The sequence below is a fragment of the Tsukamurella strandjordii genome (assembly GCF_039525985.1).
In the GTDB taxonomy this organism is placed as follows: domain Bacteria; phylum Actinomycetota; class Actinomycetes; order Mycobacteriales; family Mycobacteriaceae; genus Tsukamurella; species Tsukamurella strandjordii.
On record NZ_BAAAII010000002.1, the window covers coordinates 442,674 to 459,451 of the forward strand.

General features: G+C 71.2%; 14 protein-coding genes. 5 read left to right on the top strand and 9 right to left on the bottom strand.

The features are described from left to right. Nucleotides 1-60: 60 nt before the first annotated feature. The gene (locus ABD108_RS02920; protein WP_305109978.1) at nucleotides 61-1,485 is read right to left on the bottom strand and encodes a carboxylesterase/lipase family protein; all 1,425 of its coding nucleotides are present in this window, start codon (nucleotides 1,483-1,485) and stop codon (nucleotides 61-63) included. A 173-nt stretch (nucleotides 1,486-1,658) separates the two neighbouring features. Between ABD108_RS02920 and ABD108_RS02925 the strand changes: the two genes are divergently transcribed. After that, the gene (locus ABD108_RS02925; protein WP_343929209.1) at nucleotides 1,659-6,140 is read left to right on the top strand and encodes an ATP-dependent helicase; all 4,482 of its coding nucleotides are present in this window, start codon (nucleotides 1,659-1,661) and stop codon (nucleotides 6,138-6,140) included. A 23-nt stretch (nucleotides 6,141-6,163) separates the two neighbouring features. Further along, nucleotides 6,164-6,553, top strand: a complete 390-nt coding sequence (locus tag ABD108_RS02930; RefSeq protein WP_343929211.1) for a hotdog fold thioesterase — start codon at nucleotides 6,164-6,166, stop codon at nucleotides 6,551-6,553. A 9-nt stretch (nucleotides 6,554-6,562) separates the two neighbouring features. Here ABD108_RS02930 and ABD108_RS02935 read toward each other — a convergent pair whose 3' ends face one another. Continuing rightward, entirely contained in the window at nucleotides 6,563-7,006 is a 444-nt protein-coding gene (locus ABD108_RS02935) for an SRPBCC domain-containing protein (RefSeq protein ID WP_220656302.1), read from the bottom strand. Nucleotides 7,007-7,185: 179 nt separating this feature from the next. Here ABD108_RS02935 and ABD108_RS02940 point away from each other — a divergent pair, with 179 nt between their 5' ends. Both ABD108_RS02940 and ABD108_RS02945 read left to right on the top strand, forming a co-directional pair. Further along, the gene (locus ABD108_RS02940) at nucleotides 7,186-8,706 is read left to right on the top strand and encodes an MDR family MFS transporter (RefSeq protein ID WP_344186673.1); all 1,521 of its coding nucleotides are present in this window, start codon (nucleotides 7,186-7,188) and stop codon (nucleotides 8,704-8,706) included. A 50-nt stretch (nucleotides 8,707-8,756) separates the two neighbouring features. Continuing rightward, complete coding sequence (locus ABD108_RS02945) at nucleotides 8,757-9,350, top strand: META domain-containing protein (protein WP_343929215.1); 594 nt, start codon at nucleotides 8,757-8,759, stop codon at nucleotides 9,348-9,350. 1 nt (nucleotide 9,351) lies between these two features. On the opposite strand, the gene ABD108_RS02950 is transcribed toward ABD108_RS02945, so the two are convergent. From ABD108_RS02950 to ABD108_RS02980, 7 genes are all read right to left on the bottom strand, one after another. Continuing rightward, the gene (locus ABD108_RS02950) at nucleotides 9,352-9,993 is read right to left on the bottom strand and encodes a response regulator (protein WP_220656305.1); all 642 of its coding nucleotides are present in this window, start codon (nucleotides 9,991-9,993) and stop codon (nucleotides 9,352-9,354) included. A 1-nt stretch (nucleotide 9,994) separates the two neighbouring features. Continuing rightward, nucleotides 9,995-11,122 carry a sensor histidine kinase gene (locus ABD108_RS02955; protein ID WP_343929217.1) on the bottom strand — a complete coding sequence of 376 codons (1,128 nt, stop codon included), beginning with the start codon at nucleotides 11,120-11,122 and terminating at the stop codon, nucleotides 9,995-9,997. After that, nucleotides 11,119-12,114 carry a DUF418 domain-containing protein gene (locus ABD108_RS02960; RefSeq protein WP_343929220.1) on the bottom strand — a complete coding sequence of 332 codons (996 nt, stop codon included), beginning with the start codon at nucleotides 12,112-12,114 and terminating at the stop codon, nucleotides 11,119-11,121. Before ABD108_RS02960 ends, ABD108_RS02955 begins: the two co-directional genes overlap by 4 nt. Before the next feature lie 88 nt (nucleotides 12,115-12,202). Beyond that, a complete protein-coding gene (locus tag ABD108_RS02965) occupies nucleotides 12,203-12,472 on the bottom strand; it encodes a hypothetical protein (protein ID WP_343929222.1) in 270 nt (89 codons plus the stop codon). Next, nucleotides 12,469-12,912 carry a hypothetical protein gene (locus ABD108_RS02970; RefSeq protein WP_220656309.1) on the bottom strand — a complete coding sequence of 148 codons (444 nt, stop codon included), beginning with the start codon at nucleotides 12,910-12,912 and terminating at the stop codon, nucleotides 12,469-12,471. Before ABD108_RS02970 ends, ABD108_RS02965 begins: the two co-directional genes overlap by 4 nt. A gap of 20 nt (nucleotides 12,913-12,932) precedes the next feature. Then, a complete protein-coding gene (locus ABD108_RS02975) occupies nucleotides 12,933-13,352 on the bottom strand; it encodes a MarR family winged helix-turn-helix transcriptional regulator (RefSeq protein WP_220656310.1) in 420 nt (139 codons plus the stop codon). A 26-nt stretch (nucleotides 13,353-13,378) separates the two neighbouring features. After that, a complete protein-coding gene (locus ABD108_RS02980) occupies nucleotides 13,379-15,178 on the bottom strand; it encodes a glycerol-3-phosphate dehydrogenase/oxidase (RefSeq protein WP_255585494.1) in 1,800 nt (599 codons plus the stop codon). Between the two features lie 27 nt (nucleotides 15,179-15,205). On the opposite strand from ABD108_RS02980, the gene glpK reads away from it, so the two are divergent. Then, nucleotides 15,206-16,750, top strand: coding sequence for a glycerol kinase GlpK (gene glpK / locus ABD108_RS02985; protein WP_343929224.1), 1,545 nt, complete (start codon nucleotides 15,206-15,208; stop codon nucleotides 16,748-16,750). Nucleotides 16,751-16,778: the final 28 nt, after the last annotated feature.

A 16,778-nucleotide genomic window follows, 5' to 3' on the forward strand; every position in this document is an offset into this window, starting at 1 on the left:
CGGTGACGCGCACCACCGACACGCCCTCGGGCCGGTTCGATCCGGGTGACGCTCAGGCGATCAGTACGACCACGCCTTGAGCGCCTCGGTGTTGCGGGCCGCCGGCGGGCCGAAGACGTGCACATCGTCCTCCGACCCGAAGGGCTTCCAGTCGTCACCGGGGACACCGGTCTTGATGAACTGCAGCCACCGGCCGTGGATGTCGTCGGCCAACGCCTGCGGCGCGCCATCGCCCGCGTACATCGTGAAACCGGGATCGGCGATGTTGTCGAAGGCGAAGCCCAGGTCGAGCGTGTGCATCGGCGTCTTGGTGTGGATGCTCGACGGCCAGGTGAAGTAGTAGGCGTAGCAGTTCTCGGCCTGGCCGGTCTGCGCCGCGTACGTGGGTCCGCCGAAGGCACCGTCGGACAACAGCTCGAGGAAGATCTCGCCCGCCGTGAGCGTGCCCCCGTACACCTTCTTGTAGGCGGTGACCACGGGCTCGGTGACCCCGAGCGGCCGCAGCAGCACATCGAGCGTCTTGAGGGTGTGCTCCCCCGGGACGAACTCGCCGAAGACGCGCCAGAAGTCGGACTCCTTCTGGTTGTTGCCGATCAGCATGCGCACCGGCACCGGCCCGCGGTTGAGCCGGCTCACGGGATTGACCGGCACCAGATCGTTGTCGACCACCGGCGGGAACAGGGTCAGGACGTTGTGCGGGCTCAGCTTGCGCATCACCTTCGCCACCGCCGCCGCCTGCTCACGCGGGTCCTTATCGCGCAGCGCCGCCGCGGTCAGGTGCAGGCCCAGGGCGGGCTTGAGCGGCTCGGCCGCCTGCTTGGCGGTTTCCACGGGCGCCGCCACACCGATACCCGATTCGCAGATCACCTGATGGAACAGGCTTCCCGCGTACTTCGTGGTGGCCAGGGTGGACACGCTCATCGAGCCCGCGGACTCGCCACCGATCGTGACGTGCTTGGGATCGCCGCCGAAGGACTCGATGTTGGCCTGCACCCACTGCAGTGCCGCGATCTGATCGTGCAGGCCGCGATTGTCCGGTGCGTCGGGCAGATGGGTGAAGCCCTCCAGGCCCACGCGGTAGTTGGCCGAGACGTACACCACGCCGTCCCGCGCGAAGGTGGTGCCGTCGAACAGGGACTGCGCCGTGCTGCCCATCGCGAACGAGCCGCCGTAGAACCACACGTACACGGGAAGGTTCGCGCCGGGCTGCGCGTCCGGCGGGGTCCACACGTTGAGCGTGAGCCAGTCGTCGCCCTCGATCACCGGATAGGTGTACGGCGCGGGCAGCTCCATCGACGCGGGCGGCGTGGGCCCGAACGCGGTGGCCTCGAAGACGCCCGGCAGCCGATCCACGGGCTCGGGCAGGGCGAACCGGCGCTCACCCACCGGAGGCTTCGCGTACGGGATCCCGAGGTACCGCGCGACACCTCCCACCACTGCACCGCTGATCTCGCCGGCCGGACACTCGACCTTGGGCTCGCCCATCTCCACCACCTTCACGAGGGCCGCCCGTAGTACGGGTCGACCCGTTCGGACTCTGTCGTTTGCGATTCAATCACCAGTTGCGGCACAGCATCGTGGCTTGCGGCCGAACCAGTGCCGATCCGGGACAAACGGGGACAACTTCATCTGTCGGACGTCTGCGCCATGATGGATCCATGCCGGACGTCCTCCGGGCGTTCACGCCCGCCACCGCCGAGTGGTTCACCGAATCCTTCGCCGCCCCCACCGCGGCGCAGGCCGAGGCCTGGGCGTCCATCGCGAAGGGCCGCAACACCCTCGTCGTCGCGCCCACCGGATCGGGCAAAACGCTCTCCGCCTTCCTCTGGGCGCTGGACCGGCTGGCCGATACGGCACCGTCGGACCGCCCGGCCGGCACGTCCGTGCTGTACATCTCCCCGCTCAAGGCCCTCGCCGTCGATGTCGAGCGCAACCTGCGCGCACCGCTCACCGGGATCGCCCGGGTCCGCGAGCGGCGGGGCGAGCCGGCGCCCGGGATCACGGTGGGGGTCCGGTCCGGCGATACCCCCGCCCAGCAGCGGCGGCAGCTGGTGCGCACTCCCCCGGACGTGCTGATCACCACGCCGGAGTCACTGTTCCTCATGCTCACCTCGCAGGCCCGGGAGACCCTCGCGGGCGTGCACACCGTGATCGTCGACGAGGTGCACGCCGTCGCGGGCACCAAACGCGGTACGCACCTCGCGCTCTCCCTGGAGCGGCTCGACGCCCTGCTGGAGCGGCCCGCACAGCGCATCGGCCTGTCCGCCACGGTGGAACCGGCCCAGGAGGTGGCCGCCTTCCTCGGCGGTCCGCGCCCGGCCACCGTGGTGCGCCCGCCGTCGGAGAAGGAGTTCGAGCTCACCGTCACCGTGCCGGTCCCGGACATGACGGAGCTGGACGTGATCGCGGGCGACGGTGAAGAGCCCGTGCAGCAGGGGTCGCTGTGGCCGCACGTGGAATCGGCGATCGTCGACCTCATCGACCGGCACCGCTCCACCATCGTCTTCGCCAACTCGCGGCGGCTCGCGGAGCGGCTCACGGCGCGGATCAACGAACTGGCCGCGGGAGTGAGCGCCGGTGGCCCCAATCCCGCCGTCGCCGGCGGAGCCCCCGCCCAGGTCCTCGCGAGCGGGCAGACGCACGGGGCCGAGGCGGTGCTGGCGCGGGCCCACCACGGTTCGGTGAGCAAGGAACAGCGCGCGATCATCGAGGACGATCTGAAATCGGGGCGGCTGCGCTGCGTGGTGGCCACGTCCAGCCTGGAACTCGGGATCGACATGGGCGCGGTCGATCTGGTGATCCAGGTGGAGGCGCCGCCCTCGGTGGCCGCCGGCCTGCAGCGGGTGGGCCGCGCCGGCCACCAGGTGGGCGAGCCCAGCCGCGGCGTCTTCTTCCCCAAACACCGCACCGACCTGCTGCACAGCACCGTCACCGTGCAGCGCATGCGCGAGGGCGCCATCGAGAAGCTCACCGTGCCGCGCAATCCGCTCGACGTGCTGGCCCAGCAGACGGTGGCGGCGGCCACGATGGACGTGCTCGACGTGCACGAGTGGCTGGCCCTGGTGCGGGGCGCCCATCCCTATGCCGCGCTGCCGGATTCGGCGTACGAGGCGGTGCTCGATCTGCTCTCCGGGCGGTACCCGTCGGAGGACTTCGGCGAGCTGCGCCCGCGGCTGGTGTGGGACCGGGATGCCGGAACGCTCACCGGCCGCCCCGGCGCCGGTCGGCTCGCCGTCACCTCCGGCGGCGCCATCCCCGATCGCGGCCTGTTCGGCGTCTTCATGGTGGGCGAACGCGCTTCCCGCGTGGGCGAACTCGACGAGGAGATGGTGTACGAGTCCCGGGTGGGCGATGTCTTCGCGCTGGGCGCCACGAGCTGGCGGATCGAGGAGATCACCCACGACCGCGTGCTGGTCTCCCCCGCCTTCGGCCAGCCCGGCCGGCTGCCCTTCTGGGTGGGCGACACCGTGGGCCGTCCGGCCGAACTCGGCCGCGCCATCGGCAGATTCACGCGCGAGTTCACCGCGCTCTCCGGGCCGGAACGGGCGGCGCGGGCGGGTGCCGTGGGCCTCGGCGAGTGGGCCACCGACAACCTGGTGGCACTGCTCGACGAGCAGCAGGAGGCCACCGGGGTCCTGCCCACCGATCGCACGCTGGTGGTCGAACGCTTCCGCGACGAGCTCGGCGACTGGCGGGTGGCGCTGCACTCCCCGCTCGGCATGCGGGTGCACGCGCCCTGGGCACTGGCGGTCGGCGCCCGGCTGAACGAGCGGCTCGGGCTCAGCGGCGCCGTCACCGCCACGGACGACGGGATCGTGGTGCGGCTGCCCGATACCGACGATGCGCCGCCCGGCGCCGAACTCTTCCGGTTCGACCCCGACGAGATCGATGGCCTGGTCACCGAGGCCGTGGGATCCAGCGCGCTGTTCGCCTCCCGGTTCCGCGAGTGCGCCGCCCGCGCCCTGCTGTTGCCGCGCCGCGATCCGGGCAAGCGTTCACCCCTGTGGCAGCAGCGGCAGCGGGCCAGCCAATTGCTGGAGGTGGCGCGCGGCTACCCGCAGTTCCCCATCGTGCTGGAGGCCGTGCGCGAGTGCCTGCAGGACGTGTACGACGTGCCCGAGCTCGTCGCGGTGCACCGCTCGCTCGAATCACGATCGCTGCGGATCGCCGAGGTGGAGACCGCCTCCCCCTCTCCCTTCGCCGCATCGCTGCTGTTCAGCTACGTGGGTGCGTTCATGTACGAGGGCGATGCGCCGCTCGCCGAGCGCCGGGCGGCGGTGTTGAGCCTCGATCCGGCGGTGCTGTCCCAGTTGCTGGGCCGGGTCGAGCTCACCGAGCTGCTGGACGCCGACATCCTGGCCGAGGTGGCTGCGCAGTTGCAGCGCACCGCATCCGGGTACCGCGCTCGCACCCTGGAGCAGGTGGCCGATCTGATCCGCGAGCTCGGGCCGCTCACGCGCACCGAGATCGCCGACCGGTCCGAGGGGGTCGACGCCCGGCACGCCGTCGACGAACTGATCGACGCGGGAAGGGCATTCGCGTACGGCGACGAGTGGGTGGCCGCCGTGGAGGATGCGGCCCGTCTGCGCGACGGCCTCGGCGTACCGCTGCAGCCCGGTATCGCGCAGGTCTTCACCGAGGCGGTTCCCGATCCGATCGGCGATCTCATCGCGCGGTACGCCCGCCGCCACGGTCCGTTCACGGCGGCGCAGGTGGCCCGGCGGTACGGGCTCGGTGTCGCGGTGGTGCACCGCACCCTCACCGATCTCGTGCGGGCGCGCCGCGTGGTGGAGGGTCGTTTCATCGCGATCGACGATCCGGATGCCGCTGATGCGCCGCAGTTCTGCGATGCCGAGGTGCTCCGGCGCATCCGGCAGCGCAGCCTGGCGCGGCTGCGACACGATGTGGAGCCGGTGCCCGAGCGCGCCTACAGCGAGTTCCTGGCCGACTGGCACCACCTCCGGTCGCCCCTGCGCGGGATCGACGGCGTGGCCACCGTGATCGATCAACTCGCGGGCGTTCCGATCCCGGCGTCGGCGTGGGAATCGCTGATCCTGCCGCAGCGGGTGCGGGATTACTCGCCCGCGATGCTCGACGAGCTGACCACCTCCGGCGAGGTGGTGTGGACCGGCCACGGCGCGATCGGCGCCCAGGACGGCTGGATCGCCTTCCATCCCGCCGATCTCGCACCGCTCACCGTCCCGCCGCCGGACGAGCTCGACCTCACCGCCGCGCACGAGGCGATCGAGGACGCGGTGCGCGGCGGCGGCGCCTACCTGTACCGGCAGCTCACCGGCGCCACCCCGGACGCGCTGTGGGACCTGGTGTGGGCGGGCCGCCTCTCCGGCGACACCTTCGCGCCGGTGCGGGCCCGGCTCGCGGGCGGCCGTCGCGCCACCGCGCACCGCTCCCCCCGCCGTCCGCCGCGGGCGCGGTTCCGGATGCCGGTGGAGCAGTCGCCGCCGATGGTCGCGGGCCGGTGGTCGCTGCCGCCCGCACCGCCGGAGGCCGACGATCCGACGGCCCGCTCGCACACCATCGCCGAGCAGCTCCTGGAGCGGTACGGCGTGGTCACCCGGGGGTCCGTGATGGCCGAGCACGTGGAGGGCGGCTTCGCCCGGGTGTACCGCACCCTGGCCGCGTTCGAGGAATCCGGGAAGGCGCGGCGCGGCTACTTCATCGAGCGGCTCGGGGCGGCCCAGTTCGCGCGCAACGGCACCGTCGACGCGCTGCGCGAGGCGGCGGCAGCGCTGCAGCAGGCGGAGGATCGCGGCGAGCCCGCGCCGCCGCTGGTCCTCGCGGCCACCGATCCGGCCAATCCGTTCGGCGCCGCCCTGCCGTGGCCCGAACGCCCGTCGTCCGGCGAGGGCCCGGGGGCGCGGCCCGGCCGTAAGCCCGGAGCCGTCGTGGTGCTGGCCGACGGTGCGCTGGCCGCCTTCGTCGAGCGGGGTGGGCGCACGCTGCTCACCTTCACCGACGCTCCCGAGGCGGCCTTCGCAGCGCTCGCGGAGGCGGCGCCGCGGCTGGGCGGCCTCACCATCGAGAAGGTCGACGGTGCGCCGGCCCTCACCTCGCCCCTGGCCGCCGCGCTGGCGGCCGCCGGATTCGCGAAGACGCCGAAGGGGCTGCGCGTGCGCTGATCCGCGTCGGGGAGGATGGAGGCATGAGCAGCGCGCAGCCTCCCGTCGACCGGTACGCCCAGCATCTCGGGATCGAGGTGACCGGCCACGGCGGCGGCCGCGCGGAGGCCACCGTCACGGTCACGGAGGATCACCTCAATCCGCACGAGACCACGCACGGAGCCTTCGTCTTCGCCGTGGTGGGCACCGCGGTGGCCGCGGCGGCGAACGACGACGAGCACACCGGTGTGGCCAGCTCCATCCACATCGACTACCTGCGCCCCACGCGCCTGGGCGACACGCTGCACGCGGATGCATCGGTGGCCGAGCGGCTGCCGAAGGAGGACATCTTCGTGGTCCGCGTGACCGATCCCGCGGGTGAGATCGTGGCCCGCGCCACCGCGCGCTTCAACCGGCGGGTGCGCGCGAAGTAGCGGTCCGGATCAGCGGGCGAGCTGCTCCGCCCGGCCCACGAGCCCGTCGACGTTGCCGTCGAAGCCGCGCCGCAGGCTCGGCCCGAGAAGGGCTCCCACCACGGGCGAGAGCGGACCGTCGAGCTGGAAGTGGGACGTGTACCGCGAGCGGCCGTCCCCGAGATCGTCGATGCGCTGGTCCCGGATACTGCGCAGCAGCCCCGCGGGGGCCGGTTTCATCCGGTACGAGAAGCCGCGGCCCTCCTGGACGGAGACCACGATCTCGTTCTGCGTCATCACCCGGCCGGGGAACAGGGCGACCCGCATCGAGATCACGCCGCCGGGCCGCAGATCGCAGCGGGCCGAGACGGCGAAGGGGTTCCATTCGCCGTAGCTGTCGAAGTCGGTGAGCGCCTGCCACACCAGGGCGGCGGGGGCGGCGATCTCGCGGGTGTGATCGATGACGAAGGCCATACGCACCAATCTAGAACACGTTTCACTACTGCGACCCGAGTCACAGTCATTTCCTTTGAGGAATATCTTCGCGAACGTTACAGTTGCACCCTGCACGTTATTGCTTAGAAACTTGAAGGAAGAAGGTAGCGATGTCGGACACCGTGGAGGCACCCCCACATCAGTCATCGTCCGCCCCCATGACCCACCGAGAGATCCTCGAGGTCATGGCCGGGCTGCTCGCCGCACTGTTCACCGCGCTGCTGAGCACCACCATCGTGTCCACGGCACTCCCGCGGATCATCGCCGACCTGCACGCCTCGCAGACCGCGTTCTCCTGGGTCATCACCACCGCGCTGCTTGCCAACGCCGCGTCCACCCCGATCTGGGGCAAGCTGGCCGACCTGTTCAACAAGAAGGTCCTGGTCCAGGCCGCGATCGTCATCTTCGTGGCGGGCTCGGTGATCGCCGGCGCCTCGCCCAACGTCGAGGTGCTCCTCGGCGCCCGCGTGATCCAGGGCATCGGCATGGGCGGCCTCACCGCCCTGGTCGTGGCCATCATCGGCAGCATCATCCCGCCGCGTGAGCGCGGCCGGTACTCCGGTTACATGGGCGCCGTCATGGCCGTCTCGATGTCCGGCGGACCCATCCTGGGCGGCGTCATCACCGACCACATCGGCTGGCGCTGGTGCTTCTACGTGAGCGTCCCGCTGGCCGTCGGCGCGCTGATCCTCATCCAGCGCACCCTGCACCTGCCCACCCAGCGCAAGAACGACGTCTCGATCGACTGGCTCGGCGCCACCCTGCTCACCGCGGGCGTCTCGGTTCTGCTGATCTGGGTCTCGTTCGCCGGCAAGAACTACGAATGGATCTCCAGCACCTCGGCCGCCTACCTGATCGCGGGCTTCCTACTGCTGGGCCTCACCGTGTACGTCGAATCGCGGGCCAAGGATCCGATCATTCCGCTGCACATCATCACCGAGCGCACCACCGCGCTCGCGATCATCGCCTCGATCGCGGTGGGTGTCGGCATGTTCGGCGCCACGTCCTTCCTGGGCCTGTACTTCCAGACCTCGCGCGGCTACTCCCCCACGATGGCGGGCGTGCTCACCATCCCGATGGTGCTGGGCATGCTGGTCTCGTCGGTGGCCTCGGGCCAGCTCATCACCCGCACCGGCAAGTGGAAGCCCTTCGTCGTGGGCGGCGCGGTGATCATGGTCATCGGCTTCACCCTGCTGGGCACCATCGACCACGAGACCCCGCTGAGCACCGTGATGCTGTACATCGCGATCGTCGGCCTCGGTGTCGGCTCGCTCATGCAGAACCTGGTGCTGGCCGTGCAGAACACGGTGAGCGTGCAGAACATCGGCTCGGCGTCGAGCTCGGTGGCCTTCTTCCGTACCTTCGGCGGCGCGATCGGCGTCTCCGCCCTGGGCGCCGTGCTGACCTCGCGGGTCTCCGATCTCACCCAGAGCGGCCTGGCCAAGCTGGGCATCCACGCTCCGGCGGGCGGCTCGGGCAGCGGCGCGCAGCTCGACCTGACGGCGCTCCCCGGCCCGATCCAGGAGATCATCCGCGCCTCGTACGGCGATGCGACGGGCCGCATCTTCCTGGTCGCCGCCGCCTGTGCGGTGGTCACCCTGATCGCGGTGGCGCTGCTGCCGAACCGGCCGCTGCGCACCACGCTCGACATGGAACCGGCGGGCGAAAAGACCAACTGAGGTGTTACTGAAGTTTCCATTGTGACGAGGGAGGCGGCATACTTGTGCGCATGACGCGCAAGACCGCCTCCCTCATCGCCCCGCTCGTCGCGGGCGCCGCACTGCTGACCGCCGGGTGCGCCGGCTACGCCGGAGCCGACCCCGCGACACCGTCGAAGTCGGGCTCGGCCGCCCCCACCACCGCGAAGGCCCCCGCCAAGCCCGGCTCGATCGTCGGCTCGCAGTGGCGCTTCAAGAGCGACCCCGTCGCATGGTTCCGCGTGCAGGGCTCGAACATCTCGGGCAACGACTCCTGCAACGCCTTCTCGGGCACCGCGACCGCGCTGACCAACGCCGCCGACAAGGTGGACTTCGGCGCCGGCGTCGCGAGCACCCAGAAGTACTGCCCCGATCCGAAGGGCACTCAGACCGCCATCCGCGAGGCGCTCACCGGCCTGCGGCAGTGGTCGCGCTCCGGCTCCGAGCTGGTGCTGACCGATGCGGCGAACAACCGCACCTGGACCTTCGTGCTCACCGGTTCCGGCGCCTCGACGGCCCCGTCGGCGAGTGCCGCTCCGTCGGTGAGCACCCTGCCCGCCACCAGCGCGGCCCCGACGGCCACCAGCTCGGCGGCACCGGCGACCACCACCACCGCGGCGCGCTAACTCAGTCCATCGCGCCCGCGGCCCACATGGCCGCGGCGATCTCCACCCGATTGCGGGCGCCGAGCCGCTGCCCGATGGCACTGAGGTGGGTCTTCACCGTGCCCAGGCTGATCACCAGTTCGTCGGCGATCTCGGCGTTGGTGCGTCCGCGGGCCACGCAGGAGGCCACCTCGCGTTCGCGCGGGGTGAGTCCGGCGATCGCGTCCGCGGCCGCGCCCCGGGAGCCCGCTCCTCGGTTCCGGGCCAGGAGATCCACGGTGAGTTCGGGGCTGATCAAGGCATCGCCCTCGGCGGCGGCGCGGACGGCCGCCACCAGCAGTTCCGGCCCCGCGTCCTTGAGCAGGAAGCCCGACGCCCCTGCGGCCAGCGCATCGTCGACGTAGTCCGGCTCGCCGAAGGTCGTCACCATCACCGCCCGGGTGCCGGCCTCGGTCACCCGGCGGCACACCTCGATACCGTCCAGCCGGGGCATCCGGATGTCGAGCAGGGCCACGTCCGGCCGGGTCTGCGCGATCACCGAGATCGCCTCGGCACCGTCGGCGGCCTGACCGACCACCTCGATGTCGGGAGCGGCCCCCAGGATCATCGCGAACCCCATCCGCACCATCTCCTGATCGTCGGCGAGCACCACCGTGATCGGCATATCAGGAACCTCCATCGATCGGCAGGTGTGCGGTGAGGCGCCAGCCGGCGCCCTCGGGTCCATCGGGGCCGGAGGTCACCGTGCCCCCGACGGTGGCCGCCCGCTCGGCCAGGCCGATCAGTCCGGTGCCACCGCCCGGTCCGGGGCCGGGCGGAGCGTCGGCGGAGGCACCGTCGTCGACCACGTCCACCCGCAGGTCACCGTCGACCCGCCCGACGGTGACCCGCACGGTGCTGCCGGGTGCGTGCCTGCGGGCGTTGGTGAGTCCCTCCGCGACCACCCGGTGCGCCACCAGACGCACCAGGTCGGGCACGTCGTCGGTGTCCACCGCCGGATCGACGGTGACGTCCACGCCGGTCTGGGCCAGTTCGCCGAGCGAGGCCGAGAGCTCCGATCCGGAGGCGGACGGGGCCAGCGGCGGCGGCGCCTCGCCCGGTTCGCGCAGGGTGCCGACCATGGCTCGGATGTCGGCCAGGGCGCGCGAACCGCTGCGCTCGATGCGGGCCAGCGTGCCGTCGGCGTCCGCGCCCGCGGCGATCCCGGCCTGGGCGAGCACCACGATGCCCGTCACCTCGTGGGCGATCACGTCGTGCAGTTCGCGCGCCATCGCCGTTCGCTCCGTCATCTGAACCTCCGATCGGGTCTGCTCGAGTCGTCGCTCCGCTGTTCTGTGCTTGTGCCCGAACATGATCGACACGTACACCGCACCGGCGGCGAGGACGGCGATCAGCCACATGCCCGTGTCCTGCAGCGCGACCGGCACCACGGGGAGCACGGCGAGCAGGGCCGCGACGGCCTCGAGCGCACCGTCGGCCGCGGTGTCGGCCTGCGCCGCGGCGAGCCCCGCGGCGATCACGAACGCCCAGCACACCCCCGCCGGCCAGATCGGGTCCGGCGCCACCACCGCGCCCGCGACGAACGCGGCCGCCGCGATCACGATCCCGCTCCAGGCCGCGGCGGCGGGCGCCCGGCGCAGGAGAGCCATCACCGTGATGAGGGCACCCACCGACCCCACGCCGTTCACGAGCAGTCCCAGGTCCGACGACGTCGAGGCGATCGAGAGCAGCGTGCCGACGGCCCATCCCAGGATGAGCAGCCCGATCACCACGATCCGGTTCGCTCGCGTCATGACCACGTCGTCATCCGGCTTCCACCCCTGTCGAAGTCGCGCCCAGCGGGCCGCTCGCGACGCAGTGGCGGCACCGACCGCCAGGTGACCGCGCGCAGCACCCATTCCAGTGGACCGTAGCGCAGCCCGGACAGCCACACCCGGCTCCCCACCGACTGCGCCGCGATGATCGCGACCGCGACCGCCAGCACCGTCGCCAGTGGGGTCTGCGGCCCCAGCACGCCCACGGCCTTCAGCACGACCACGACGACCGAGGCGGTCACGTAGTTGGTCAACGACATCCGGCCGAGGGGTTCGAAGACGGCGCGCAGTGCCGCCCGGGCCGGTCGCCAGTGCCAGGCGATCGCGAGGACGCCGATGTAGACGATCGCCGCCGCGACTCCCGCTCGCGTCCCTTCCACGGAGTACCGCGGGTCGCCGCCGATCGACGAGTAGGCCAGCAGCAGCGGCACGGCGGCGAGGAGCCCCACTCCGGCCAGCCACAGCCCCGCCCTCGGCGAGCGCTCCAGCCGCGCGGGCACGCCGATGCCGGCGGCGCCGGCGCCCACCAGCATCAGCCCCGGCGTGGAGTCGGTCGCTCCCGCTCCCAGCGTGAAGGAGGCGATGGTGAGCGCCACGCCGATCAGCAGCACCCAGCGCGGCGACAGCCACACCACCAGCGGAATCACGAAGAGTCCGATCGCCGCGTAGATGCGCAGGATGTCGCCGTCGTAGACCAGGGAGTGCAGGACGCCGATCACCCCGAGCCCCACCATCCGCCACACCAGCGGAACCCAGCCCGCCGTGCCACGGCGCCGCGCACCGTCGGCGATCAGGTAGAGCGATGCGCCGAACAGCAGGGTGAAGATCGGGACGAACCGCGATTGGACCAGCAGGTCCAGCGCCGACCGTCCCGCCGCATCCTGTGCGGTGCCGACCAGGTCGACGATGTTCACCAGGAGGATGCCCAGCAGGGCGAAGCCGCGCAGGCTGTCGAGGAAGCGATATCTCATGCCTCCACGATGACCGGGATCGCCGCCCGCCGAATCCCGCGAACGGCCGGTCCCTTCCCGTCCGCCTCGGCCGAACGGATGAGGGGGCTCAGCGGGCGCGGGCGCGCTCTCGGCGCAGGTTGACGACGGTGAGCGGTCCGCTCAACACCGGCAGGAAGGCGCATATCCGGGTGACGGGACTGAGGCCGCGGGCGAACGCGGCGGTCACCGCGACGGCGAGGTACAGGGCGCCGTGTGCGGGACCGAGCACCCGCGTGATGCCCGGATCGTGGACGGTGACGAGATTGACCAGAAGGATCGCCACGCTGACGGTCTCGAGCGCGGAGAGGGCGCCGAGCGCGCGGATCGGGGCGCTCACGCGACGGCTCCGGGACGCACCACCATGAGCACAACCACGATCACCCAGAGCACGTTGAACAGCCCGGTGAGCATCCCCAGGCGCCGCAGGTGATCGGCGCCGGACTCGAGCACCTCCGCCTGCAAGGGCGCGATCTGCAGGGCGAGCAGCGCCCCGGCGACCGCGGTGAGCGCCATCGCCACGATCACCCAGACGTCGGTGGCGCGGCCTTGCACCACGGCCAGCACCAGGCCGAGTACCGGCACCACGAGCGCGGCGAGGCCGTAGCCGCGGGTGATCCGGTGCAGCAGCCGGGCGGTGCGCTCGTCACCGTCGGGCGACGGTGCGCCGGCCGCCGCCGGGACCGGGGCGAAGCGGGGGAACAGGCTCGCCGCGACCGCGACGGGGCCGACGAAGAGGATCCCGGCCACGATGTGGACGGACAACAGCAGCGATTCCATACCTTCAGTTTAACTGAAGGTCAGCGGGCGGCTTCCCACGCCCGGGCCATCTCGGCCCGGAAGGCCGCGGTCAGTTCGGGGTACCGATCGGCGAAATCGGCGTCGAGGCGCGCGACCTCGGTCGCGGCGCGGTTGAGCAGATCGTCACCGGCGGCGGTGATCCGCAGGGTGGAGGCCGACCCCGCCTGCGCCGTGCCGTCCCCCACCAGACCGGCCGCCACGAATCCCGCGACGGCGGTGTGCACGCTCTGCACCGTGATCCGCGAGCGCCGCGCCAGCTCACTGAAGGAGATGTCGGGCACTGCCCGGATGTGCCCCAGCAGACCGTACTTCCGGGTCGTGAGCCCCAAGGGCTTGAGCGCCTCCGCGTACTCCGCGTCCCACGTGCGCCCCAGGGTGAGCAGCATGATCGTGGGGCTGAACGGCGGCGGAGCAGACATGCCAGCAGGCTACCGAGGCCCGGAGACTACGAGATCGCCTTGGCGTCCTGTCCCGGTACGGGAACCGGCTCCAGGATCTCCGCGCGGGCCTCGGGGGCCGCGGCACGCAGTGCATCGGCGCTGCCGTCGTCCGGCATCTCCTGCGAGCGCACCTCGGCGTCCACGCGGGCGCGGTAGGTGTCGAGCTCGCGGGCCACGTCGGCGTCCGACCACCCCAGCACGGGCGCGATCAGCTCGGCCACCTCGGACATCGCTTCGAGCCCGCGATCCGGGTACTCGATCGAGATCCGGGTGCGGCGGGCCAGCACGTCCTCCAGGTGCAGCGCGCCCTCGGCCAGCGCGGCGTACACGGCCTCCACGCGCAGGTACTGCGGCGCACCGGCGAGGGGCTCCAGCAGGCCCGGATCGCTGTCCGCCAGCGCGAGCACATCGCCGATGAGCGAGCCGTACCGGTTGAGCAGGTGCGTCACCCGGTGCGGGTGCACATCGTGTTCCGCCGCGATCGAGGTGGTCTGGTTGCTCAGCGCGAAGTAGCCGTCGGCCCCGGCGAGCGGCACCTTCTCGGTGCACGAAGGTGCCACCTTGTGCGGCAGGTAGGCCTCGGCCGCGTCCACGGCATCGGCGGCCATCACCCGGTAGGTGGTGTACTTGCCGCCGGCGATGGTCACCAGTCCGGGCGCGATCGCGGCCACGGCGTGCTCGCGGGACAGCTTGCTGGTCTCGTCGGACTCGCCCGCCAGCAGTGGCCGGAGCCCGGCGTACACGCCGGTGATGTCGTCCCGGGTCAGCTCGGTGATGAGCACCTTGTTGACGTGATCGAGGATGTAGTCGATATCGGTCGCCGTCGCGGCGGGGTGCGCGAGATCGAGGTTCCAGTCGGTGTCGGTGGTGCCGATGATCCAGTGGATGCCCCACGGGATCACGAACAGCACGCTCTTCTCGGTGCGCAGGATGAGTGCCACATCGCTGACGATCCGGTCGCGCGGCACCAGGATGTGCACGCCCTTCGATGCGCGCACCCGGAAGCGTCCCTTCTGGTGCGAGAGCGCCTGCAGTTCGTCGGTCCACACGCCGGTCGCGTTGATCACCACGGTGGAGCGGACCTCGGTGGTCTCGCCGGTCTCGCTGTCACGGACTACTACGCCCGAGACCCGGTCCGCCTCGCGCAGGAAGTCGACCACCTGGGTGGACGTGCGCACCACGGCGCCGTAGTTCGCGGCGGTGCGGGCCACCGTCATGGTGTGCCGGGCGTCGTCGACCACGGTGTCGTAGTACCGGATGCCGCCCACGAGGGCGTCCCGCTTGAGCCCCGGGGACAGGCGCAGCGCGCCGGACCGGGTGAGGTGCTTCTGCGCGGGCACCGACTTCGCGCCGCCCATCGTGTCGTAGAGGAACATGCCCGCGGCCATGTACGGCCGCTCGTAGACGCGCTTGGTGAGCGGGAACAGGAAGGGCAGCGGCTTGACCAGGTGCGGCGCCAGTGTCGAGAGCGAGAGCTCGCGCTCGTGCAGGGCCTCGCGGACCAGGCCGAATTCCAGCTGCTCCAGGTAGCGCAGGCCGCCGTGGAACATCTTGGAGCTGCGCGAGCTGGTGCCCGACGCGAAGTCGCGGGCCTCCACCAGGGCCACCTTGAGGCCGCGGGTGGCGGCGTCGAGGGCCGCACCGACTCCGACGATGCCGCCGCCGATCACCACCACGTCGAACTCGTCGGTCCCCAGCTTCTCCCAGGCCTGTGCCCGGTAGGCCGGCGACAGCAGCGTCGCGGCCGAGGACAGCCCTCCGAGAGCACCCGGAGTTGTGACGGTTTCAGGGTTGGCAGCATTCATCGGGCATCACCATGTCAGTATTCGTTCGTGGCAGTTTCACATCGTGACCCGCAATTCGTCGCCGCGATCGATCAGGGCACCAGTTCCACCAGGTGCATCATCTTCGATCGTGGTGGCACCATCGTGGCCGCCGAGCAACGGGAGCACGATCAGATCTTCCCACGTAACGGCTGGGTGGAACACGACGCCACGCAGATATGGGTGAATACGCGCCAGGTGTGCGCGCAGGCGCTCGCGACCGCCGACCTCACCGCCGCCGATATCGCGGCGGTCGGCATCACCAACCAACGTGAGACGGTCGTGGTGTGGGATCGCGCCACCGGCGAACCGATCCACAACGCGATCGTCTGGCAGGACACCCGCACCGAGGCTATGTGCGAGGAACTGGCCTCCGTCGGGTTGGAGACGCCCGACCGCGACCGGTTCAAGCCCTCCTGCGGCCTGCCGCTCGCCTCGTACTTCTCGGGCCCGAAGATCGCCTGGATCCTCGACAACGTGCCGGGCGCCCGCGAGCGTGCCGAGCGCGGCGAACTCTGCGCCGGCACCATTGACTCGTGGCTGGTGTGGAACCTGACCACCGACGACGCCGACAGCTCGGGCCCCGGCCGCCCGATGCACATCACGGACATCACCAACGCCTCGCGCACCATGCTGATGAACCTCGCGGAGGGCGCGTGGGACCCGGCGACCTGTGCGGCGATGGGCATCCCGATGTCGATGCTGCCCGAGATCCGTTCCAGCGCCGAGGTCTACGGCGAGGTGCGCGAGCGGGGCGTCTTCGGCGGCGTCCCGATCGCCGGCATCCTCGGCGATCAGCAGGCCGCGATGTTCGGACAGGCCGCGCTGGACGAGGGCGCCGCCAAGAACACCTACGGCACTGGCAACTTCCTGCTGATCAACACCGGCGAACGGCCCGTCTTCAGCGAGCACGGGCTGCTCACCACGGTCTGCTACAAGCTGGGTGACGAGGCCACCGTGTACGCCCTCGAGGGTTCCGTCGCGGTGAGCGGCTCACTGGTGCAATGGCTTCGCGACAATCTCGGCATCATCAAGACGGCGCCCGAGATCGAGGACCTCGCCACCGGCGTCCCCGACAACGGCGGCGTGTACGTGGTGCCCGCGTTCTCGGGCCTGTTCGCACCGCGCTGGCGCCCCGACGCGCGCGGCGTGATCGTGGGTCTGACCCGGTTCTCGGATAAGCGGCACATCGCACGGGCGGCCTTGGAGGCCACCGCCTATCAGTCGCGCGAGGTGATCGAGGCGATGAACGCTGACAGCGGCATCCCCCTCACCGAGCTGCGGGTGGACGGCGGCATGGTGGTCAACGACACCCTGATGCAGTTCCAGGCCGATGTGCTCGGGGTCCCGGTGATCCGCCCCCGGATCATCGAGACCACCGCGCTCGGTGCCGCCTACGCCGCGGGTTACGCCACCGGCGTGTGGACGCTGGAGGAGATCCGCACCAACTGGGCCGAGGACGCCCGCTGGCTCCCTCAGATGCCGGAGGACGAACGCGCCCGCCTGTACTCGGACTGGAACCGCGCGGTGGAGCGCACCCTCAACTGGGCTTGATCGCACCGTTGACCGTCATCTATTTGCG